At 62.6% G+C, this 20,589-nt stretch carries 22 protein-coding genes; 14 read left to right on the forward strand and 8 right to left on the reverse strand.

All coding sequences use genetic code 11. The features are described 5' to 3' along the window. Positions 1-14: 14 nt before the first annotated feature. On the forward strand, positions 15-932 hold the full coding sequence (locus tag ABJO61_RS15310; RefSeq protein ID WP_348326104.1) for an SMP-30/gluconolactonase/LRE family protein: 918 nt from the start codon (positions 15-17) through the stop codon (positions 930-932). 125 nt (positions 933-1,057) lie between these two features. Next, entirely contained in the window at positions 1,058-1,393 is a 336-nt protein-coding gene (locus ABJO61_RS15315) for a hypothetical protein (RefSeq protein WP_348330758.1), read from the forward strand. A 74-nt stretch (positions 1,394-1,467) separates the two neighbouring features. On the opposite strand, the gene ABJO61_RS15320 is transcribed toward ABJO61_RS15315, so the two are convergent. Both ABJO61_RS15320 and apbC read right to left on the reverse strand, forming a co-directional pair. Continuing rightward, the gene (locus ABJO61_RS15320; protein ID WP_348322931.1) at positions 1,468-2,220 is read right to left on the reverse strand and encodes a DUF1428 domain-containing protein; all 753 of its coding nucleotides are present in this window, start codon (positions 2,218-2,220) and stop codon (positions 1,468-1,470) included. 101 nt (positions 2,221-2,321) lie between these two features. Next, on the reverse strand, positions 2,322-3,479 hold the full coding sequence (gene apbC / locus ABJO61_RS15325) for an iron-sulfur cluster carrier protein ApbC (protein ID WP_348322932.1): 1,158 nt from the start codon (positions 3,477-3,479) through the stop codon (positions 2,322-2,324). Between the two features lie 193 nt (positions 3,480-3,672). On the opposite strand from apbC, the gene hflK reads away from it, so the two are divergent. The 4 genes from hflK to ABJO61_RS15345 all read left to right on the forward strand — a co-directional run bounded on the left by hflK (position 3,673) and on the right by ABJO61_RS15345 (position 7,523). Continuing rightward, positions 3,673-4,869: an FtsH protease activity modulator HflK gene (gene hflK / locus ABJO61_RS15330; RefSeq protein WP_348322934.1), complete on the forward strand. Its 1,197-nt coding sequence runs from the start codon at positions 3,673-3,675 to the stop codon at positions 4,867-4,869. Continuing rightward, positions 4,869-5,741 carry a protease modulator HflC gene (hflC, locus tag ABJO61_RS15335; protein ID WP_348322935.1) on the forward strand — a complete coding sequence of 291 codons (873 nt, stop codon included), beginning with the start codon at positions 4,869-4,871 and terminating at the stop codon, positions 5,739-5,741. Before hflK ends, hflC begins: the two co-directional genes overlap by 1 nt. Positions 5,742-5,754: 13 nt before the next feature. Further along, a complete protein-coding gene (locus tag ABJO61_RS15340) occupies positions 5,755-5,940 on the forward strand; it encodes a DUF2065 domain-containing protein (protein WP_348322936.1) in 186 nt (61 codons plus the stop codon). A 101-nt stretch (positions 5,941-6,041) separates the two neighbouring features. Further along, positions 6,042-7,523, forward strand: coding sequence for a DegQ family serine endoprotease (locus tag ABJO61_RS15345; protein ID WP_348322937.1), 1,482 nt, complete (start codon positions 6,042-6,044; stop codon positions 7,521-7,523). Positions 7,524-7,531: 8 nt separating this feature from the next. On the opposite strand, the gene serB is transcribed toward ABJO61_RS15345, so the two are convergent. Continuing rightward, on the reverse strand, positions 7,532-8,428 hold the full coding sequence (serB, locus tag ABJO61_RS15350; RefSeq protein WP_348322994.1) for a phosphoserine phosphatase SerB: 897 nt from the start codon (positions 8,426-8,428) through the stop codon (positions 7,532-7,534). Between the two features lie 26 nt (positions 8,429-8,454). On the opposite strand from serB, the gene miaA reads away from it, so the two are divergent. From miaA to ABJO61_RS15375, 5 genes are all read left to right on the forward strand, one after another. Next, the gene (miaA, locus tag ABJO61_RS15355) at positions 8,455-9,399 is read left to right on the forward strand and encodes a tRNA (adenosine(37)-N6)-dimethylallyltransferase MiaA (protein WP_348322939.1); all 945 of its coding nucleotides are present in this window, start codon (positions 8,455-8,457) and stop codon (positions 9,397-9,399) included. Between the two features lie 125 nt (positions 9,400-9,524). Next, entirely contained in the window at positions 9,525-11,282 is a 1,758-nt protein-coding gene (locus ABJO61_RS15360) for an acetolactate synthase 3 large subunit (RefSeq protein WP_348322940.1), read from the forward strand. A gap of 60 nt (positions 11,283-11,342) precedes the next feature. Next, positions 11,343-11,855, forward strand: coding sequence for an acetolactate synthase small subunit (gene ilvN, locus ABJO61_RS15365; protein WP_348322941.1), 513 nt, complete (start codon positions 11,343-11,345; stop codon positions 11,853-11,855). 29 nt (positions 11,856-11,884) lie between these two features. After that, positions 11,885-12,904 carry a ketol-acid reductoisomerase gene (gene ilvC, locus ABJO61_RS15370; RefSeq protein WP_348322943.1) on the forward strand — a complete coding sequence of 340 codons (1,020 nt, stop codon included), beginning with the start codon at positions 11,885-11,887 and terminating at the stop codon, positions 12,902-12,904. An 82-nt stretch (positions 12,905-12,986) separates the two neighbouring features. Then, on the forward strand, positions 12,987-13,703 hold the full coding sequence (locus tag ABJO61_RS15375; protein WP_348322944.1) for an aspartate/glutamate racemase family protein: 717 nt from the start codon (positions 12,987-12,989) through the stop codon (positions 13,701-13,703). Here the strand turns inward: ABJO61_RS15375 and ABJO61_RS15380 are convergent. From ABJO61_RS15380 to ABJO61_RS15400, 5 genes are all read right to left on the reverse strand, one after another. Then, positions 13,700-14,134, reverse strand: coding sequence for a globin (locus ABJO61_RS15380; RefSeq protein WP_348322946.1), 435 nt, complete (start codon positions 14,132-14,134; stop codon positions 13,700-13,702). The genes ABJO61_RS15375 and ABJO61_RS15380 overlap by 4 nt on opposite strands. A gap of 111 nt (positions 14,135-14,245) precedes the next feature. Beyond that, positions 14,246-14,992 carry an alpha/beta hydrolase gene (locus ABJO61_RS15385; RefSeq protein ID WP_348322947.1) on the reverse strand — a complete coding sequence of 249 codons (747 nt, stop codon included), beginning with the start codon at positions 14,990-14,992 and terminating at the stop codon, positions 14,246-14,248. Positions 14,993-15,125: 133 nt separating this feature from the next. Further along, positions 15,126-16,073 carry a cation diffusion facilitator family transporter gene (locus tag ABJO61_RS15390; protein ID WP_348322948.1) on the reverse strand — a complete coding sequence of 316 codons (948 nt, stop codon included), beginning with the start codon at positions 16,071-16,073 and terminating at the stop codon, positions 15,126-15,128. A 210-nt stretch (positions 16,074-16,283) separates the two neighbouring features. Then, complete coding sequence (locus tag ABJO61_RS15395) at positions 16,284-16,634, reverse strand: metalloregulator ArsR/SmtB family transcription factor (RefSeq protein WP_348322949.1); 351 nt, start codon at positions 16,632-16,634, stop codon at positions 16,284-16,286. Between the two features lie 337 nt (positions 16,635-16,971). Further along, positions 16,972-17,415 carry a MarR family transcriptional regulator gene (locus ABJO61_RS15400; protein WP_348322950.1) on the reverse strand — a complete coding sequence of 148 codons (444 nt, stop codon included), beginning with the start codon at positions 17,413-17,415 and terminating at the stop codon, positions 16,972-16,974. Between the two features lie 105 nt (positions 17,416-17,520). Between ABJO61_RS15400 and ABJO61_RS15405 the strand changes: the two genes are divergently transcribed. From ABJO61_RS15405 to ABJO61_RS15415, 3 genes are all read left to right on the forward strand, one after another. Then, complete coding sequence (locus ABJO61_RS15405) at positions 17,521-18,198, forward strand: nitroreductase (RefSeq protein WP_348322951.1); 678 nt, start codon at positions 17,521-17,523, stop codon at positions 18,196-18,198. A 73-nt stretch (positions 18,199-18,271) separates the two neighbouring features. Beyond that, entirely contained in the window at positions 18,272-19,477 is a 1,206-nt protein-coding gene (purT, locus tag ABJO61_RS15410; protein ID WP_348322952.1) for a formate-dependent phosphoribosylglycinamide formyltransferase, read from the forward strand. 105 nt (positions 19,478-19,582) lie between these two features. Continuing rightward, on the forward strand, positions 19,583-20,533 hold the full coding sequence (locus ABJO61_RS15415; protein ID WP_348322953.1) for a calcium/sodium antiporter: 951 nt from the start codon (positions 19,583-19,585) through the stop codon (positions 20,531-20,533). The last annotated feature ends 56 nt before the right edge of the window (positions 20,534-20,589 follow it).

Here is a 20,589-nt window from a genome sequence, read left to right on the forward strand (position 1 = left end):
ACAGGGAGGAAAGAATGGCCGAAATGAAACTGGTTGCCGACGGGTTGAAATTTCCCGAAGGGCCGATCGCGATGCCGGACGGCAGCATCGTTCTCGTCGAGATCGCGCGCGGTACGCTGACGCGCGTGTCGGCGGAGGGCAAGGTCGAGGTGATTGCGGAACTTGGCGGCGGCCCGAACGGTGCTGCTATCGGCCCCGATGGTGCCTGTTATGTCTGCAACGATGGCGGCTTCGAGTTCCATGAAGTCGATGGTGCGCTCGTTCCCGGCGATGCCCCCGCGGATTATTCCGGCGGGCGCATCGAGCGCGTCGATCTCAAGACCGGCGAGTTCAAGGTGCTCTACAAGGAGTGCAACGGCATTCCGCTCAACGGGCCAAACGACATCGTCTTCGACAGTCAGGGCGGTTTCTGGTTCACTGATCTTGGCAAGGGACGCGGGCGTACGCAGGATCGCGGCGGACTCTATTATGCGAAGATCGATGGCTCGATGATCAAGGAAGTGGTTTTCCCGATCACCTCGCCGAATGGCGTTGGCCTCTCGCCCGACGAAAAGACAGTCTATGTCGCGGATACGATCCCCGGCCGTCTCTGGGCTTTCGACGTGACGGCGCCCGGCGAGCTTGCGCCCAATCCGGGGCCGCTGCCGGGCCGCTTTGTCGGTTCGGGGCCGCAGCTTTGCTTTTTCGACAGTCTTGCGGTCGACTCGGAAGGCAATATCTGTGTCGCGACGATCTTCAATCCGGGTATCACGGTTTTCTCCCCGGATGGTTCCAGGATCACCCATACGCCCACGGATGATTTCATCACGACCAACATCTGTTTCGGCGGCAAGGATCTGAAGACGGCCTATATCACGCTGTCGTCGAGCGGGCGTCTCGTCTCTATGGAATGGCCGGTCGCCGGTTTGCCGCTCAACTTCCTGAACAAGTAAAGCGAAACAGCGAACTTAGAGAAGGGCACGTTCCGGATGCGGAACGTGCCTTTTTCTGTGAGAGAGGCTGTGCAACCATGCGCGGCCTTTTGGGGTACACGGCATCGAACAACAGGGAGGATACGATGCGTCTCATTGTAAGTGTACTCGTTGCGTTGATTGCGTTTACAGGGGCGGCTATGGCCGATCCCTTCTCGAACTTCTACGGCAATACGGTGAAGGTTTCCGGCACTGCGGGCGAACGTCTCGTCTTTATCGACGAAGACGGAAGCTATTCGCAGAAGCTGCCGGATGGCACCACGGCCGAGGGCAAATATGAGGTCGACGGCGACACCGCCTGCTTCCTCGGTGGTGAAGAGCCCTATTGTGTGCCGGCTGAAGCGCGTGAGGTCGGCGACACCTGGGAGCTGGCCGCACCGGATGGCTCCACCGAAACGGCGACGCTGGTCGCCGGCCGCTGAAGACCGATTTCCTCGCAGGAAAAGAAGACGGCCGGCCCCTCGGGGCCGGCCGTTTGAGTTAAGGGGGGGGAGGGTCAGGCCACGTCGCGCTTTGACGTGCCCGCTTCGGTACTCTCGTCGACGATTGGCGAGAATGTGCCATAGATCATGCGCTGGCCGTCGAAGGGCATGTTCTGCGGATCGTATTTCATGCGCTCGTCTTCCATGAGCTTCGGCCATGCCTTTTCGCGGGCCTCCTTCGATGGCCATTCGACCCATGAGAAGACCACAGCTTCGCCTTCCTTGATTTTCACGGCGCGGCGGAAGTCCGTCACCTTGCCGTCGGGCACGTCGTCTTCCCATGCCTCGATCACGCGTGTCGCGCCATGGTCGAGAAAGACGTCCGCGGCTGACGTCGCCATTTCGCGATAAGCCTCCTTGTTGGCTTGGGGCACGGCGAGCACATAGCAGTCCGCGTGACCCATCTGTCCGCCGGTTCCTTTCTCCACGAATGTCGTGAAGCCTCCATAGATCATGCGCTTGCCGTCAAAGGGCATCTCGCCCATCTCCTCGAAGCGCGGATCGCCGGTCACACTCTGATGGCAGGCGACGCGAACGTCCTTCGAGGGGAATTCAAGCCAGGAGAAGAGTACGGTCTCGTCCGCTTTCGCCTGCACGGCGTGTTTGAAATCGGTCACCTTGCCGTCCGGCACATCGTCGCCCCAGCATTCGGCAAGGCGCAGGGTGCCGAAATCGGTAAAGAGCGGCCAGCCCGCCAGCGCATATTTGCGATAAATCTCCTTGCTGGCGGTCGGGACTGCCAGCAGGAAACCGTCAATATAGGCCATCGCGCATCTCCTTTACCTGTTTCCTGAATATAATATTGATATCAAACTAAAATCAGGGAGTCAAAGCCGCGTGTTGAGACATCACGTTGAAAGGTAGGGGATCAGTCCTCGACGGAAATGGAAGGCGCTTTTCTCGCGCCGCCGCCGAGCGCCCGGTCAAGATGCCTGCCGACGCGCCGCGCAATATCGATGAAGGGTTTTGCCTCATCGCTGTCGGGCGCTGTGGCGACGACGGGTTCGCCACTATCCGACTTCTCGCGGATCGTCATATGCAACGGTACTTCGCCGAGGAAATCGCAGCCGAGCTTCTCCGCCATGCGCCGCGCGCCGCCTTCACCGAAGATGTAGGATTTCTCGCCTGAGCCGGGGCTAACGAAATAAGCCATGTTCTCGACAATGCCGAAGACGGGCACATGTGTCTTGTCGAACATGGCAAAGCCCTTGCGCGCATCGATCAGTGCGATCTCCTGCGGCGTCGAGACGACGATGGCGCCCGCGAGCGGCACACGCTGCGCCATGGTGAGCTGCGCATCGCCCGTGCCCGGCGGCATGTCGACCACAAGCACATCGAGTTCGCCCCATTCGACATCATTCATCATCTGGGTCAGGGCGGATTGCACCATCGGCCCGCGCCAGATCATTGGCGTGTCCTCATCCACGAGATAGCCGATGGACATCGTCTTGATCCCGTATTTTTCCTTCGGCAGAAGTTTCTTGCCGTCCTTGCTTTCGGGCTTGCCGGTCAGGCCCATCATGCGGGGAACGGAGGGGCCGTAAATATCCGCGTCGAGAAGCCCGACGCGCCGCCCGAGCTTCGAGAGCGCAAGCGCGAGGTTCACCGCCACCGTCGATTTGCCGACGCCGCCCTTGCCGCTTGCAACCGCAATGATCGCCTTCACGCCGGGAATCTGCATCGCGCCTTGCGGTGCGCGCTGCGGCTTGTTCCCTTCTGCGGGGCCATGCGTGTGCGCATGTGAATGTCCCTTCGCCGCGGAGGGAGAAGGGGTGCCGCGATGTGCGGTCAAAACGGCGGTTACGCTCAGCACGCCTGCCACGCGCTTTACGGCTTCTTCGCAGGCCTTGCGCAACGGCTCCTTCGCGGCACCCTTTGCAGGGTCGACTTCGAGTGAAAAACCGATATGGCCCTCGCGCACCACCAGCCCTTGTATGAGCCCCGCGCTCACCACATCCTTTCCGCTGTCCTCGTCCAGGACGGTGGAAAGTGCCGCTGCAATATCGTCCCGGGTTACGCTCGCCATGAATTCTTCTTTCAGATCGAAAAAGGGCCAGATCGAAAAAGGGCGGGCATCGTCCTGAGTAGCGCCGGGCCCTGAATGACAATGCCGCGTTGCGAGACGTCCGGTTCGCGTTGCGCCTGCCTGATCTCTGTCATATAACCCCGGGTATATGCCTTTCCAACCTGTCTATCACTTCGCAATCAAAGGATTTTTGATGCCCTGGGAGAACAAGAACGGTGGCGGCGGCGGCTGGCAGGGAGGCGGCGGTGGCGGCGGCCGAGGGCCGTGGGGGCAGGGCCCTCAGGGCGGTGGCGGCAATCAGCCCCCGGATCTCGACGAGCTGATCCGGCGCGGGCAGGAAAAATTCCGTCAGGTATTCGGTGGCGGCGGCGGTGGTGCGGGTAATGGCGCAGGTCAGGGCTCCGGCGGTGCGCGCGGTCCCATCCTTCTGATTCTCGTGGCCATCATCGGCATTCTCGCCTTCACCTCGTTTTTCCGCGTCAACGCGAACGAGAAGGGCATCGTGCTGCGCTTCGGCGAACTCGTGCGTACCGTTCAGCCGGGTCTGCATTTCAAGTTTCCCTATCCGGTCGAAACCGTGATGACGCCGGCGGTCACGAACATCACCAGCATCGATATCGGCATGCGCTCTTCCGGCGGTTCGCCGATCAGCGTGCCCGAAGAAAGCCTGATGCTGACGGGCGATGAGAACATCGTCGATATCAGTTTCTCCGTGCAGTGGCGCATCAAGGCCGAGCAGGCGTCCGATTTCCTCTTTAACGTGGAGAACCCGGAACTCGCCGTTAAGGCCGTTGCCGAAAGCATGATGCGTGAGGCGGTCGGTTCCTCGGAAATCGAAGTGTTGCAGACGACCGGTCGTAATGAAGTGCAGGAGCAGGTGCGTATCGGTCTGCAGAAAACGCTCGACGAATACGGCGCCGGTATCGACATCACCGAAGTGAAACTTCAGAAGGTCGATCCGCCCGGACAGGTGCTCGATGCCTTCCGTGACGTGCAGGCTGCGCGCGCCGACCAGGAGCGGTTGCGCAATCAGGCCGAGACCTATGCGAATACGGTCATCCCGCGCGCCCGAGGCGAAGCGGCGAAGATCACGCAGGCCGCCGAAGCCTATCGCGAGCAGATCGTCGCGGAAGCCGAAGGCGATGCGAAGCGCTTCCTCTCGATCTACAACGAATACAGGAAAGCGGAAGACGTCACACGCCGCCGCATCTATCTCGAAACCATGCAGGAAGTGTTCGCCGACCTGAACAAGATCGTGGTGACGAACGGCGCGGGCGGGCAGAACGTCCTGCCTTATCTGCCGCTCAATGAACTCAAGCCGAAAGCAAGCGGGACATCGTCTTCCGCCGCCGGCTCGAATGGCAATCAGTCCACGAATGGAGGCCGCTGATGAACAGATCCGTCGCAATCGGAGCGGGCGTCGTCGCGGTTGTCGTGGCTGTCGTCCTCTATCTTTCCGCCTTCACCGTCAGCATGACGCAGCAGGCGATCGTGCTGCAGTTCGGCGATCCGCGCGCCGTCGTTACGGAGCCGGGGCTGCACTGGAAGCTTCCCGTCGTTCAGAACGTCATCTATATCGACAAGCGCATCCTCAATCTCAACGCGCCGCCCGAAGAAATCATCGCCAAGGACCGCAAGCGGCTCGTGGTGGATGCTTTCGCGCGCTACAAGATCGTGGACTCGCTGCGCTTCTATCAGTCGATCGGCAACCCGCGTAACGCCGAAGACCGGCTGAAGCCGAACTTCGTGTCATCGCTGCGTAACGTACTGGGCGATCACACGCTGGAAGAACTTGTGCGCGACAACCGCGCCGGTCTGATGAAGAAAATCCAGACGGCTTTCAACCAGGCCGCTCAGCAGTTCGGTATCGAGGTCGTCGATGTGCGTATTCGCCGTGCCGATTTGCCGGAGCAGAACAGCCAGGCCATCTTCCAGCGCATGCAGACCGAGCGTGAGCGCGAAGCGGCGGAAATCCGTGCGCAAGGTAACGAGCAGGCGCAGCGCATCCGAAGCCGTGCCGACCGCGAAGTGACCGTCGCCATCGCCGAAGCCGAACGCGACGCCCAGATCGCGCGAGGCGAGGGCGATGCGAAGCGCAACGAGATCTATGCCGCCGCCTATTCGCAAGATGCGGACTTCTTCGCCTTCTATCGTTCGATGGAAGCCTACAAGAAGAGCATGAAGGGCGAGAACACGACCATGATCGTGGAGCCGAAGGGCGAGTTCTTCCGCTACTTCGGCGCCGAGAGCGGCGGTCGCTGACGGCGCGAATGCCGTGAGCGACCTCCTGACGGCCGTCGGTCTCGCACTCGTTATCGAAGGTGTGCTCTATGCCGCCTTTCCGGGGCCGATGCGCCGCGCGCTCATTTCCGTATCCGGGATGCCGGAGCAGGCCATCCGTATGGGTGGCCTGATGGCGCTTGCCGTCGGCGTTTTCGTGGTCTGGCTTATCCGCGGCTGAGGCGCGCCGGGCGGCGGGTGCCTCAATTCGTCCATAATCGGGCTGAAAATGGGCCGGACCCCGCGAAGTCTTCCGGGGCGGGACAAGGGGAGTGCGCATAGATGATCGCGACGAGACGTGAGGCCAGAACGCGGCAGGATTTCATTGCAGGCTTCGCGGCGGCGCTTTTCGCGGTCTTTCTCGGGTTTTCCTCTTTCCTTTTCGGGGCCTCTCCGGCTTCCGCGCGAGGCGCCCCCGACAGCTTCGCCGATCTGGCGGAACGGCTTTCGCCCGCCGTCGTCAATATCTCGACATCCCAGGTGCTTGATCCCGGCGCGATGGCCATTCCCGGTGTGCCGGAAGATTCGCCCCTGAACGAATTCTTCGACGAATTTCTTGAGCAGCAGCAGGATGCGCGCCCGCAGCGTGTGCAGTCTCTCGGCTCGGGCTTTCTCATCGATCCGAAGGGCATCGTCGTCACGAACAATCACGTCATTGACGGTGCGGACAAGATCGAGGTCACCTTCACCGATGGCACGACGCTTCCCGCCACCGTAAAGGGCGTGGACCCGAAGACGGACCTCGCCGTCCTCGAAATCAGGACCGACAAGGAATTGCCTTATGTCGATCTCGGCGACAGCGAGCGTATTCGCGTCGGCGACTGGGTCGTCGCCATCGGCAATCCTTTCGGCCTTGGCGGCACGGTGACGGCGGGTATCGTCTCCGCGCTCAATCGCGACATTCACGCCGGCAATTACGATGACTTCATCCAGACGGACGCCGCCATCAATCGCGGCAATTCCGGCGGTCCGCTTTTCGACATGGAAGGCCGCGTCGTCGGCGTCAATTCGGCGATCATCTCGCCCTCCGGCTCTTCCGTCGGCATCGGCTTTGCTGTGCCCGCCAGCACGGTCCGCCCCGTGGTCGAGCAGATACTGAAATATGGCGAGGCCCGGCGCGGCTGGATCGGTGTGCGCATTCAGTCCGTCACACCGGAAATTGCGGAAAGTCTCGGCCTTGGCGTTGCGCGCGGCGCACTTGTCGCCGGTGTCAGCCCCGGCGGGCCGGCGGCGGCGGCCGGCATCGAAACGGGCGACATCGTTCTCGCCTTCGACGGGCGCACCATCTCCGCCATGCGCGACCTGCCGCGCGTCGTCGCCGAAGCGGCCATCGGTTCGACGGCGAGCATCCAGCTCTTCCGTGACGGTGAAACGCTGACACGCAAGATAGAAGTCGCGCGGCTCGCGGATGAGGAAGAGAAGGTGGCCTCGGTCGCGCCCGACGAAACGCCGCAGCCAAAGGCGACCGTTGTTCTCGGTCTCAGCCTTTCCGAACTCAATGAAGATCTTCGCCGCCGTTTCGGTGTTACCGAAGAGACGAATGGTGTGCTCGTCACCGATGTCGATCCATTGAGCGCCGCCGTGGAAAAAGGCGTCCGTCCGGGCGATGTCATCGTGGAAGTGGCGCAGCGTGCGGTCGAGACACCGGAAGATGTCGAGCGGATCGTCAAGTCCGAGGAAAAGGGCGGTCGAAGCTCCATCCTGCTCCGCATCTCGGCAGGCGGCGACATTCGTTTTATCGCGTTGCGGCTGGGCGGCGAGTAGGTTCCGGCTCAGGCGCCCTTGATTTCGTCCCGCCTGTATCCCTGCAAATAAAGAAGTGCCGTCAGGTCGCCATGGTCGATGCGCGCGCCCGCCGCTTCCGCGACCACGGGCTTGGCGTGATAGGCAACGCCCAGTCCCGCTTCCCCGATCATGGCAAGGTCGTTCGCGCCGTCGCCCACAGCCAGCGTTTCGTGTTTCTGCAAGCCGTGCTTTTCGCGCAGCGCCAGCAAGGCGTCGAGCTTTGCCTGCCGCCCCAGGATCGGTTCCTGCACCACGCCTGTCAGCGCATCATTCTCGAACAGCAACTCGTTTGCCTGGTTGGTGTCGAAGCCGACCGCTTGCGCAACGCGGGCCGTGAAGAAGGTAAAGCCGCCGGAGACGAGCGCGCAGGCCGCGCCGTTTGCGCGCATGGTCGCGGTGAGTGCGCGTCCGCCCGGCATTTCGGTAATGCGTTCGCGATAGACTTTTTCGAGCGCGGAAACGGCAAGCCCTTTCAGCAGCCCGACGCGCTCGCGCAGGGCGGGTTCGAAGCCGATCTCGCCGCGCATGGCGCGTTCCGTGATCTCGGAGATTTGCGGCTTTAGCCCGAGCTCGGCGGCCAGCTCGTCGATGCATTCCTGCTCGATGATGGTGGAATCCATGTCCGCGACGAGAAGTTTCTTGCGGCGGCCTTCGGCGGGCTGCGCGGAAATATCTATCGTCGCGCCTTCAAGCGCGGCGCGCGCCGCGGCTTCGGCCTTGGCCGGGTCGCCATCGAAGGGAATATCGCAGGCGTGGTCCTCGGCGAGCCAGACGGTTGCGCCGGGCGCGGCACCCAGCGCAGAAAGGGCGCTCGCGCCTGCGTCCAGATGCGTGCTTGAAAGCGGCGTTGCTTTGTTGCCTATCAGGGTCAGGACATATTTCATCACGAAAACCGGATCGGAGCCTTTTCTTGAGTGAGCCTGTGGGCAGAGCCGTCCTTATTGCAGGGCCAACCGCCAGCGGCAAGTCGGCGCTGGCACTCTTGCTTGCCGAAAAGCTCGGCGGCGAGGTCGTGAATGCCGATTCCATGCAGGTTTACCGCGAGATGCGGGTGCTGACGGCGCGGCCGTCCGAGGCGGAGGAGGCCCGTGTGCCCCATCACCTTTACGGGGTGGTCGCTGCCGGTCAGCCGCTTTCGGCGGGGCGCTGGGCGGCGCGCGCGGCGCAAGCCATGCAGGAAATTGCCGCGCGCGGCCGCCTGCCAATCCTTGTGGGCGGCACCGGTCTCTATTTCCGGGCGCTGGTCGAGGGGCTTTCTCCCATCCCGCAAATCCCCGCCGATATTCGCGAAGCGGCGCGGGCCGATGTCGCAGAGGCCGGCCCCCACGCCCATGCGCTGCTGGCCGAGGCCGATCCCGTGCTTGCCGAGACGATCCGTCCCTCCGACAAGCAGCGAATTGCGCGGGGGATCGAGGTTTTCCGCGCCACGGGCCGCCCGCTTTCCGCCTGGCAGAAGGAACCGCCAGTGCCTCTCGTCACCGGTGATTTCGCGCGGATCGTGCTGACGCCGGAGCGGCAATGGCTTCGCGAGCGGATCGACCGCCGCTTCGATCTCATGCTGGCTGAAGGCGCGCTTGAAGAGGCGAGGGGTATGGCTGCCCTCGATCTGGACCCCGCGCTTCCGGCCATGAAGGCACTGGGACTGCGTCCTCTCATCCGGCATCTCGCGGGAGAGATTTCGCTGGCGGAGGCTTCGGAAGCGGGAAAAAGGGAAAGCCGGGCCTATGCAAAACGGCAGGAAACCTGGTTCAGGACGCAAATGATTTCGTGGAATGCCTTTTTTGCGCAAGATTCGGAAAGTCTTGCTGCTGAAACCTTGTCATTTATTGACGATTTGGGGTTGACCCGGTCCTGATGCGCGGCTAGGTTGCGCGCACTTTCGGCGGCAATGCGCGGAAAATGCCCGGAAATCCGGGGCTCGCGCGGGCCGCTTTGTTGTTTTTGTCTCCCGCAGGCGGGAGGCGTAGAAGGACCGGAACAATGGCGGCTCAGGAACTGACAGGCGCGGAAATCGTCATCAAGGCGCTGGTCGATCAGGGCGTGGACACGATTTTCGGTTATCCGGGCGGTGCCGTTCTCCCGATCTATGACGCGCTTTTCCAGCAGAACAAGATCCGCCACATTCTCGTCCGCCACGAGCAGGGCGCCGTTCATGCCGCCGAAGGCTATGCGCGCTCGACGGGCAAGCCCGGTGTCGTTCTCGTCACCTCCGGTCCCGGCGCGACCAATGCGATCACCGGCCTCACCGACGCCTTGATGGATTCGATCCCGATCGTCTGCCTGACGGGGCAGGTCGCGACGCATCTCATCGGTTCGGATGCTTTCCAGGAAGCGGATACGGTCGGCATCACGCGGCATTGCACCAAGCATAACTGGCTCGTGAAGTCCGTGCCGGAGCTTGCGCGCGTCATGCATGAGGCATTCTACGTCGCCACGCATGGCCGCCCCGGTCCTGTCGTCATCGACATTCCGAAGGACATCCAGTTCCAGACGGCGGAATACACCGTCTCGCCGCATATCACGCACCGCACCTACCGTCCGGTCGTGAAGGGCGATATCGAGAAGATCAAGCAGGCGGTCGAACTGATCGCGAACGCCAAGAAGCCCATGTTCTACACGGGCGGTGGCATCATCAATTCAGGTCCGGTCGCAAGCCAGCTGCTGCGCGAACTCGTTCGCCTCACCGGTTATCCGATCACCTCCACGCTGATGGGCCTCGGCGCTTATCCTGCCTCCGACAAGCAGTGGCTCGGTATGCTCGGCATGCATGGCACATACGAAGCCAACAACGCCATGCATGATTGCGACGTCCTCATCAATATCGGTGCGCGTTTCGATGACCGCGTGACAGGCCGTCTCGACGCCTTCGCGCCGAATTCGAAGAAGATCCATGTCGATATCGACGCCTCTTCGATCAACAAGAATGTCCGCGTCGATGTTCCCATCATCGGCGATTGCGCCCATGTGCTCGAAGACATGCTGCGCATCTGGAAGTCGAAGGCGCGCCGTCCCGACAAGGCCGCGCTTGCCGACTGGTGGAAGCAGATCGACCTGTGGCGCGACCGCAAGTCGCTCGCCTACAAGACGAATGACGATGTCATCAAGCCGCAGCAGGCGATCCAGCGTCTTTATGAGATGACGAAGGGCCGCGAGGTCTATGTCACGACGGAAGTCGGCCAGCACCAGATGTGGGCGGCGCAGCACTTCCATTTCGACGATCCGAACCGCTGGATGACGTCTGGCGGCCTCGGCACGATGGGCTACGGGCTGCCCGCCGCCATCGGGGCGCAGATCGCGCACCCGGACGCGCTCGTCGTCGATATTGCGGGCGAAGCCTCGATCCTGATGAACATGCAGGAAATGTCGACCGCCGTTCAGTTCATGCTGCCGGTCAAGGTCTTCATCCTGAACAATGAATATATGGGCATGGTCCGCCAGTGGCAGCAGCTCCTCCATGAGGGCCGCTATTCCCACTCCTATTCGGACTCGCTGCCCGATTTCGTGAAGCTGGCCGAGGCCTATGGCGCCACGGGTATCCGGGCCGAAAAGCCCTCCGAGCTCGATGCGGCCATCAAGACCATGATCGAGACGCCGGGCCCCGTCATTTTCGACTGCCGGGTCGACCAGATGGAGAATTGCTACCCGATGATCCCGTCGGGCGCCGCCCATAACGAGATGATCCTGGGCGACGACCCGGAAGGGGCAAGTGTGTCGGAAGAAGGAAAGATGCTGGTCTGAGGGCCGGAGCCCCTGAAAAAGAGCTTCCCCCCGGCCCCCATTGCCACTACAGAGACGCGCATGAAAAAGGACGACACAATCGAGCGGCACACGATTTCCGTGCTCGTGGACAACGAGGCGGGCGTCCTTGCGCGCGTGATCGGGCTCTTTTCGGGGCGGGGCTACAATATCGAGAGCCTCACCGTTGCCGAGGTGGACCAGGGCGAGCACACCTCGCGCATCACGGTCGTCACCACCGGTACGCCGATGGTGATCGAGCAGATCAAGGCGCAGCTCGACCGGCTGGTGCCCGTTCACCGGGTGATCGACCTCACGGTCGAGGCCAATGCGGTCGAGCGCGAAATGGCGCTCATCAAGGTTGCGGGCACGGGCGAGAAGCGCGTCGAGGCGCTGCGTCTGTCGGACGCCTTCCGCGCCCGCGTGATCGATACGACGCATTCCTCCTTCGTCTTCGAGGTGACGGGTGCGCCGGACAAGATCGACGCTTTCATCGGGCTGATGCGCCCGCTCGGACTGGTTGACGTTTCGCGGACAGGCGTGGTGGCAATCGCCCGCGGTCCCGAGGCGATGTGATTTAAAGACGAACCGAAGGAATAGAAGCCATGCGCGTTTATTACGACCGCGACGCGGACGTGAACCTGATCAAGGGCAAGAAAGTTGCCATCATCGGCTATGGCAGCCAGGGCCATGCCCATGCGCTGAACCTGCGCGATAGCGGCGTGAAGGAAGTCGCTGTGGCGCTGCGTGCCGGTTCGGCCACCGCCAAGAAGGCGGAAGGCGAGGGCCTCAAGGTCATGACCGTCGCCGAAGCGGCGAAGTGGGCCGACGTCCTCATGATGCTGACGCCGGACGAGCTTCAGGCCGACATCTATTATGCGGACCTCCACGACAACATGAAGCCGGGCGCTGCGCTTCTCTTCGCGCATGGCCTCAACATCCATTTCAATCTGATCGAGCCGCGCAAGGACATCGACGTCCTCATGGTCGCGCCGAAGGGCCCCGGCCACACGGTGCGTTCGGAATACAAGCGCGGCGGCGGCGTGCCGTCCCTCATCGCCGTCCATCAGGACGCGACGGGCAACGCCCATGACGTCGGCCTTTCCTACGCGTCGGCCAATGGCGGCGGCCGCGCCGGCATCATCGAGACCACGTTCCGCGAGGAATGCGAGACGGACCTTTTCGGCGAGCAGGTCGTGCTTTGCGGCGGTCTGGTCGAGCTTATCCGCGCCGGTTTCGAAACGCTGACGGAAGCGGGCTATGCGCCGGAGATGGCCTATTTCGAATGCCTGCACGAAGTGAAGCTGATCGTCGACCTCATCTATGAAGGCGGCATCGCCAACATGAACTACTCGATCTCGAACACGGCCGAGTATGGCGAATACGTCACGGGCCCGCGCATCATCACGTCCGAAACCAAGGCCGAGATGAAGCGCGTGCTGAACGACATTCAGTCCGGCAAGTTCACGCGCGACTGGATGCTCGAAAACAAGGTCAACCAGACGAGCTTCAAGGCGACACGCGCCCATGCCGCAGCGCATCCGATTGAAGAAGTCGGTGCGCGCCTTCGCGAGATGATGCCGTGGATTTCGGCGAACAAACTCGTAGACAAGGACAAGAACTGACGCGATCTCGCGAACAGCCCTTCGTACCATGGCCCCCCCGCGCAGATCGCGCGGGGGGCCTTTTCTTTTGGGGAGAGGTCTCATGCCTCCATCATTTGCCCGTCACGGCGCCGCCATCGCCTTCCTGCATACGGCGGCGCTCCATATCGAAAGTTTCGAGCGCCTGCGTGATGAAATCGCGCCGGGCCTGCGGCTCACTCATGTCGTGCGCGAAGACCTTCTCGCCGCCACCGAAAAGGCAGGCGGCATCACGCCTGCGATTTCGCTGAAGACGCAGGAGGCGCTGCTGGCGCTGGCCGAGGGCGGGGCGCGCGTCGTCGTCTGCACCTGCTCGACATTGGGCGCGGAAGCCGAACAGGCGGCGGGCGAGGCCGAAATCCCGGTCATGCGCATCGACCGGCCGATGGCGGATCGTGCGGTGCGCGAGGGAACGCGCATCGGCATTTGCGCCGCGCTTCGTCCGACGCTTCAGCCCACGCGCGCGCTCATCGAAAACTCGGCCGCGCGGGCTGGCCGCGATGTCGAGATCCGCGAATTCCTTTTCGATGATGTCTGGGCCGCCTTTCGCGAAGGCCGCCTTGACGATTATCACGAAGGCATTGCCGGGCGGCTGGGCGAAGCCGCGCGCGAGGTCGATCTGCTGGTACTCGCGCAGGCGTCGATGGCGCCTGCCGCCCGCCTCGCGGGCGAACTTTCGGCGCCTGTGCTTTCCTCGCCCCGCATCGGCTTCACGGAGGCGGCGAGGATTGCGGGCGTCAAGGGCCTGGGCGAAGACAGGGCAGCGGCGTCCCGCGCCTAGACCTCCATCCCGTATTTCTTCGCCTGTTCCTCGATGAAGACATCGATCTCGTCGAGCAGGGCTTCCCATGCGGCGTCCGTTTCCGCGCTCCACTCCGCGCCCATGATCTCGCTGAATGTTTCCTTCACGGTACGGAAGAATGTCGCGAAGACGGCGGGCGGTACGCCGAAGCCCGAATGGTTGGTGAGTTCGCTCTGGATGAGCGTGCGCGCATAGATGCGGGCGCCCAGCAGGTCGAACACGCAGTCGAGCGCTTCGGCCAGCATGTGCCCCTTCGCGCTGCCATCCCTGTCGAGAATGAAGAGCGGCTCCATGTCCGGTTCCTCGGCAAAGAGCCGCGCATAAACGCGGTCCGCCGGGTCGCCTCCGACTTCCGCCACGCGTTCGATCGATGTTTCGATGATTTGTTTTTGTTCCGCCGTCAGGCTCATGGTGCGTCCCTCCTGCCTTCTTGTTTTAAGGAAGACTACACCACCGATGTCATCCCGGCGGAAGCAGGGGGTCTCGGACATATTGGCGCACGAGGCAGAACCGGCCGCCTGTCAGCCGTAAAGCATCCCGTGCCAGCCGTCGCGGTCGAAAGGCGACCATTCGCCTTCCGGCTGTGCGAGGCGGTCGGCCACCGCCCAGAGCACGAGCGGGTTCACGATCATGCCGAGATGGGTCGCGGGAACCTCGATATTTTCGGTCTGGTCCGAGGGCTCTTCGCGGCAGGCCTCCCATGAGACGATGCCGTCGCTCTTTGAATAGATCGAGGTGCAGGGAACGGGCGGGGGGACGCGGCGTCGCGCGGCGGCGTCGGGCTTGCGGCTGCCGTCCACCGACAGGTCCGAGCCGAAGGGGCTCCCCAGCGTCACCACCTGGCGCACCGCTTGCGGCATTTCCCGGGCCAGCTCGCGCGCGAAAATGCCGCCAAGGCTCCAGCCGACAATGCTGATACGCCGCCCGTAGCGCTCGTGAAGCTCGCCCAGGCGGACGCGCAGCTTCTCGTGCAGCGCCCGGCTCGGGCCCCAGTTGTGGCCTTGCTTCCAGGGATGGGCGACATAGCCGAGTTCTTCGAGATAGCGGCGGATGACGAAGGTCGATTCATCGCCCGTCAGTACGCCGGGCAGCACGAGAACGGCATGCCCGTCGCCATGCGGCGCGGAGAGGAGTGCGGGAAGAGCGGGCGCCAGCGCGCCCAGTTCGGCGAAAACGCGAAGCTCGCCAAGGCGTGAAAGCCAGCCCGGCTCGCGCGATTGCGTCTCGTCGTCGCGAAAATCGCCCCAGCTGTCGATGGTGTAAGCCATGTGCCGCCCTTGCCCTGTTGAGTTCATGATACCGCATTGCAGCATGAAAAGGGGGTGAATTTTTGGAAAGAAGGGAGCCGGGGAGAAATGGGTAAAACCGTCCCGCCCTCAAGGGAAGAGAGATTGATGACGGCTAATGCCTGTGCCCGGCAGCGTGCATATCACTGCTGTCCGGGCAGCCCTCCAGCTCGATCTGCACGGTCGCATGGCCGATGCCGAATTTCTCGGCAAGGCGCGCCTTGATCTCGCCGAGCGCCTTGTCCGCATCGGTGCCGGGGGTGAGCTGCGCGTGAAGCGTCGCTACCGCGCGTCCCGTGCCGAGCGACCACGCATGAACGTGATGCACGTTGCACACCCCGCCGACATTGCCGAGAAGGTCGTCGGCGATTTTTGCGCCGTCCGCGCCCTCTGGCGTTCCCTCCATCAATATATGGGCGCTTTCACGCGTGATGCCGATGGCGCTGCGCAGGATCAGCAGCGCCACAAGCACGGAGAGGATCGGATCGGCGATCGTGTAACCCGTCGTCATGATGATGAGGGCAGCGGCAATCGCAGCGACGGAGCCCAGCATGTCGCCCATGACGTGCAGCGCCGCGCCGCGCATGTTGAGGCTGTCCTCTCCGCCATGCAGAAGCTTGAAGGCGATGATGTTGACGAGAAGCCCCGCCGCCGCAATCGCGAGCATGGGCGCGCCCATCACAGGGGATGGCTCCATGATGCGGCCCACGGCTTCCACCGCGATCCAGGCGACGACGCCGATCATCACGATACCGTTTGCGAAGGCGGCGAGAATTTCAGCGCGCGCATAGCCGTAGGAGCGGGCCTCATCGGCTGGCCGGCGCGCCAGCTTTGTCGCGATGAAGGCGAGCATCAGCGCGCCCGTATCGGTCAGCATGTGGCCCGCATCGGCGATGAGCGCGAGCGAACCGGAAAAGATGCCGCCCGCCGCTTCGAGGAACATGAAGCCGCCTGTCAGCCACATGGCGAACATCACGCGCCGCTCATTGCCCATTCCATGCGAATGCACACCATGCGAGTGGGAACCGTGCGAATGATTGTGCTGATGGTGATCTGCAGTCATGTCAGTGGACCTCGGCATGTCCGGCCGGTTTGTCTTCTCTTCCCACCCTCCCCTCGGGGAGGGTCAAACCACTGCAAGTGGTTTGGGGCGGGGGCAATACGCCGAAGACAGACTCCCCCGCCCCGAAATTTGCTGCGCTTTCGCTTGCAAATTTCGACCCGCCCCCAAGGGCGGGTGGGTGGAGATGTTCAGGGGCTGCTTCCGCCGGGTTCATTCCGCGTCCTCGTTCACATGCGCGATCATGTCGGAAATGACATGCGCCACATGCTGGTCGTGGATCATGTAGAAGATCTGCTTGCCGCGCCGGTCGGCGGTGACGAGCCGCGCCGCGCGCAGGAGCCGGAGGTGGTGGCTTACCAGCGAGACGGAGAGACCAAGCCGCTCCGCGATATCGCTCACGGAAACCGGCCCCTCCAGCGTTGCGATCACGATACGAAGTCTGCTCGGGTCGCCCAGCATCTTGAACATGTCGGCCAGTTCATAGGTCTTGTCCTCGCGCAGCGCGGGGGCAGGGGCCTTGCCGGGGTTTTTGAGGGCGGCGGCTTTCGGAACGGCGCTCATATCAATCCATTCAATTGAACAACTGTTCAATTGTTATCAGGTGGAGAGGAAGAACGCAAGACTGATGTCCATCACGGCGCAAGCCATCTGGACCACCCTCCCCCTGTGGGAGGGTCAAACGGGCGTAGCCCGTTTGGGGAGGGGTAAGGTGGGCGAACAGCGAACGGGCCGGTTGTAGTGAGCTTGCGACCCCTCCCCGAAATTCGCTTATGCTCGCAAATTTCGACCCTCCCCACTTTGGCGGCTTGTCCGCTAAAGCGAACAAGGTGGGGGGAGGGTGGGTCTCGAACAACCGTTCGAAATCCCGGCGACGTTCCTGCTCTCCATCCAATGTGCCTCAGTCGTCGTCCGAACGGCCGATGCCGTTCAACACATCGCGAAGCTCATCGGCTCTCTCGTCGGGAATCTGGCAGGCGGTCTTGATCCGGTCCGGCACCACCCGGATTCGCTCGCGCATGGCCTGGCCCGAAGACGTCAGATCCACGAGGACCCGCCGCTCGTCCTTGGTGTCACGGCGCCGGGAGACGAAGCCGCTCTGTTCCAGGCGCTTGACCAGCGGCGTGATCGTCCCGGTATCCATGCCGAGTTTCGTTCCCAGTTCGCCGACCGAGCGCGGGCCGGAGCCGAGAAGCTCCAGCATCACGAGATACTGAGGGAAGGTAAGCCCAAGCGGATCGAGAAAGGGCTTGTGCATCCGCACGAGACGATTGGCTGCGCCGTAAAGGGCGAAGGAAAGCTGCTTGTCCACATCGGGAAGCGTCCGGCCGGCGGATTTGGGCATCGTTTATTCTCTTGCGCGCTTATATCTAGTGCACTAGATATATTTTCGTGTCATCGGAAGGCAGTGATCCGGTCGATGATGAGGCTCAAAGCGGAGGCGAGCAAGATGCAGCATGCAATGCCGTTTCACGAGGTCGTTCGTCGCCGCAGATCGGCGCGCAGCTTCCTTCCGGATCGGGTGCCAGACGCCTTGATTCAGGCTGTGGCCGACGATGCGCGATATGCGCCCTCCAACTCCAATATCCAGCCTTGGGTGGTCCATATCGCCTCCGGGGCGACGCGCGACAGGCTCAGCAAGGCGATGCTCGACGCAGCGGCAGAGGAGCGGATGACGCCCGATGTCCCTTTCAGCTATGACGATCTCTATGGTGTCTACAAGGAGCGCCAGCAGGCGCAGGGAGCCGCCTATTTTCAGGCGGCCGGTATCTCGCGCGATGCAGCCGAACAACGCCGCTTCGCCATCCTGCGCAACCTGGAGTTCTTCGGCGCGCCGCATGTCTGCCTGCTTTTTATGGCGCCAGTTTACGAAACCGTGCGCGTGGCCGGCGACGTCGGCATGTATGGCCAAACCTTCCTGCTTTCGCTGGCGGCGCACGGGCTCGCAGGCATACCGCAGACGCTGCTCAGCCTCTTTGCCGGCACTGTCCATGAGACTCTCGGCATCGATCCCTCCTTGAAGATGCTGTTCGGCATTTCTTTCGGCTATCCCGAACCGGACAATCCGGTGAACACATTTCCGCTCGACAAGGCGCCAATCGGCGAAACCATGACATTTCATCGCTGACGTCAGGCCGGGCTCCGTTCCGGTCTCCCACCCGATGTGCTAAACCCGCCTCCATCCAACCTTCGGAGGCTCCATGCGCATCGGCACACCGCTTTCTCCATCCGCGTTCCGCGTCATGCTTCTGGGCTCGGGAGAACTCGGCAAGGAAGTCGCGATCGAGCTGCAGCGGCTCGGTGTCGAGGTGATCGCGGTCGACCGCTACGAGAACGCGCCCGCGCATCAGGTGGCCCACCGTTCGCACGTCATTGCCATGACGGATGCAAAGGCGCTTCGCGCGCTGGTGGAGAAGGAGCGGCCCCATCTCATCGTGCCGGAGATCGAGGCCATCGCGACGGACGAACTCGCGCGCATCGAGGCGGACGGGCTCGCGGAAGTCATCCCGACCGCACGCGCGACGCAGCTCACCATGAACCGCGAGGGCATTCGCTGTCTCGCGGCCGAGGAACTTGGTCTCAGGACTTCGCCTTATGCCTTTGCCTCCACGGCGGCGGAACTGAAGGCGGCCATTGAGGGCGGCATCGGTTTCCCCTGTTTCGTGAAGCCCGTCATGTCGTCTTCCGGCAAGGGGCAGAGCTTTCTGAAAGGACCGGACGACATTCAGCCCGCCTGGGATTATGCGATGGCGGGCGGGCGCGTCGAAAACCCGCGCATCATCGTCGAGGGGCTGATCGATTTCGACTACGAGATCACGCAGCTGACCGTTCGGGCAAAGGGCGCAAGCGGTGAAATCGAAACGCAATTCTGCGCGCCTGTCGGCCATCGGCAGGTCAAGGGCGACTATGTCGAGAGCTGGCAGCCCCAGGCGATGAGCGAGAAGGCGCTGGCCGCGTCGCGCGACATTGCGGGCCGCGTCACCGCCGCGCTTGGCGGATGCGGTATTTTCGGCGTCGAGCTTTTCGTCAAAGGCGACGAGGTCTGGTTCTCCGAAGTCAGCCCCCGTCCGCATGATACGGGGCTTGTCACGCTCATTACGCAATATCAGAGCGAGTTCGCGCTTCATGCCCGCGCCATTCTCGGCCTGCCCGTCACCGTCGACATGATCTCGCCGGGTGCTTCCGCCGTCATATATGGCGGGCTGGAAGAGCAGGGCATCGCCTTCGAGGGCGTCGAAAAGGCGCTTGCGCTTCCGGGCACGGATATCCGTCTTTTCGGCAAGCCCGAATCCTTCGAGCGCCGCCGCATGGGTGTCGCGCTGGCCCGCGCCCGGGACACCGACGAGGCGCGTAAAGTCGCGAAGCGGGCCGCCGACAGCGTCGAACCTGTTTCCGGTACAAAATAAATCTCACTTTCCGGCTTCCGTCCTCTGGCAACCCTGTTGCGCGTGCTCCATCTCTTCGGCCATGTTGGCTTTCCCGTGTCGGGGCGCCGGTTGAGGAAGCAAGAATTGACCTATCTTTTTCTCGTTGTCGGACTCTTGCTGCTGCTCGGCGGTGCGGAATTTCTGGTCAAGGGTGCGGCGGCACTCGCCACCCGTATCGGCGTTTCTCCCTTTCTGATCGGCCTCACCCTTGTCGGTTTCGGCACATCCTCGCCGGAACTCGTTGCAAGCCTGCAAGGCGCCTTCGAGGGCTATCCGGGCATTGCCGTCGGCAATGTCGTCGGCTCGAACATCGCCAATCTTCTCCTGATCCTCGGCGCGTCCGGCCTCATCTTTCCGCTGCTCTGCGACCGCAGCGCCTTGAAGCGCGATGGTGTGATGATGCTTCTTGCCGCCGCCGCGATGATCGCCGTCTGCCTGACGGGCGAGCTGTCGCGCGCTGCGGGCTTTGTCTTCCTCGCCGTTCTCGCGCTTTATCTCGTCTACACCTATCGCGCCGACAAGAAGGGGCAGGACGGGGCGGGGGTGCTCCATGCCGCCGAGGCCGAGTTCCTCAAGGGGGGCCGGGCCATGAGCCTCGTCATCGAGGCCGCAATGGCTATTGGCGGTCTTGTTGCGCTTGTCGTCGGCGCTTCGCTGCTCGTCGATGCCGCCGTCGAGATCGCGACGAATTTCGGCATTTCCGATTCCGTGGTCGGGCTCACCGTCGTTGCCATCGGCACCTCGCTGCCGGAGCTTGCGACCTCCGTCCTCGCCGCCTTTCGACGCAAGGCGGACATCGCCATCGGCAATGTGGTCGGCTCCAACATCTTCAACGTGCTCGGCATTGCCGGTGTCGTCGCTGCCGTGAAACCGGTGCCGATACCTGCGGATATCGCGTCCTTCGATATCTGGGTCATGGGGGCGGCCTCGATCCTCTTCATGGTCTTCGCATGGACCGGCGCGCGGATCGGGCGGGTGGAGGCGCTGCTCCTTCTCATCGCCTACGGGGCTTATGTGACGGTTTTGTTACGTTAGTGTGACAGTCGGACGGGTTTATCCCCGCAAGCGGCTGAATTTATCCCCGCAGGCTC

Source organism: Parvibaculum sp., from assembly GCF_039973015.1.
Lineage (GTDB): Bacteria > Pseudomonadota > Alphaproteobacteria > Parvibaculales > Parvibaculaceae > Parvibaculum.

Coding starts and splice junctions, on each gene's coding strand:
- ABJO61_RS15385 (WP_348322947.1), bottom strand. CDS start 14,992: ATGGCTTACACCATCGACAGCTGGGGCGATTTTCGCGACGACGAGACG.
- ABJO61_RS15310 (WP_348326104.1), top strand. CDS start 15: ATGGCCGAAATGAAACTGGTTGCCGACGGGTTGAAATTTCCCGAAGGG.
- hflC (WP_348322935.1), top strand. CDS start 4,869: ATGAACAGATCCGTCGCAATCGGAGCGGGCGTCGTCGCGGTTGTCGTG.
- ilvC (WP_348322943.1), top strand. CDS start 11,885: ATGCGCGTTTATTACGACCGCGACGCGGACGTGAACCTGATCAAGGGC.
- ABJO61_RS15395 (WP_348322949.1), bottom strand. CDS start 16,634: ATGAGCGCCGTTCCGAAAGCCGCCGCCCTCAAAAACCCCGGCAAGGCC.
- ABJO61_RS15315 (WP_348330758.1), top strand. CDS start 1,058: ATGCGTCTCATTGTAAGTGTACTCGTTGCGTTGATTGCGTTTACAGGG.
- hflK (WP_348322934.1), top strand. CDS start 3,673: ATGCCCTGGGAGAACAAGAACGGTGGCGGCGGCGGCTGGCAGGGAGGC.
- ABJO61_RS15360 (WP_348322940.1), top strand. CDS start 9,525: ATGGCGGCTCAGGAACTGACAGGCGCGGAAATCGTCATCAAGGCGCTG.
- ABJO61_RS15345 (WP_348322937.1), top strand. CDS start 6,042: ATGATCGCGACGAGACGTGAGGCCAGAACGCGGCAGGATTTCATTGCA.
- ABJO61_RS15375 (WP_348322944.1), top strand. CDS start 12,987: ATGCCTCCATCATTTGCCCGTCACGGCGCCGCCATCGCCTTCCTGCAT.
- ABJO61_RS15400 (WP_348322950.1), bottom strand. CDS start 17,415: ATGCCCAAATCCGCCGGCCGGACGCTTCCCGATGTGGACAAGCAGCTT.
- apbC (WP_348322932.1), bottom strand. CDS start 3,479: ATGGCGAGCGTAACCCGGGACGATATTGCAGCGGCACTTTCCACCGTC.
- ABJO61_RS15390 (WP_348322948.1), bottom strand. CDS start 16,073: ATGACTGCAGATCACCATCAGCACAATCATTCGCACGGTTCCCACTCG.
- ilvN (WP_348322941.1), top strand. CDS start 11,343: ATGAAAAAGGACGACACAATCGAGCGGCACACGATTTCCGTGCTCGTG.
- purT (WP_348322952.1), top strand. CDS start 18,272: ATGCGCATCGGCACACCGCTTTCTCCATCCGCGTTCCGCGTCATGCTT.
- ABJO61_RS15320 (WP_348322931.1), bottom strand. CDS start 2,220: ATGGCCTATATTGACGGTTTCCTGCTGGCAGTCCCGACCGCCAGCAAG.
- ABJO61_RS15380 (WP_348322946.1), bottom strand. CDS start 14,134: ATGAGCCTGACGGCGGAACAAAAACAAATCATCGAAACATCGATCGAA.
- serB (WP_348322994.1), bottom strand. CDS start 8,428: ATGAAATATGTCCTGACCCTGATAGGCAACAAAGCAACGCCGCTTTCA.
- ABJO61_RS15405 (WP_348322951.1), top strand. CDS start 17,521: ATGCAGCATGCAATGCCGTTTCACGAGGTCGTTCGTCGCCGCAGATCG.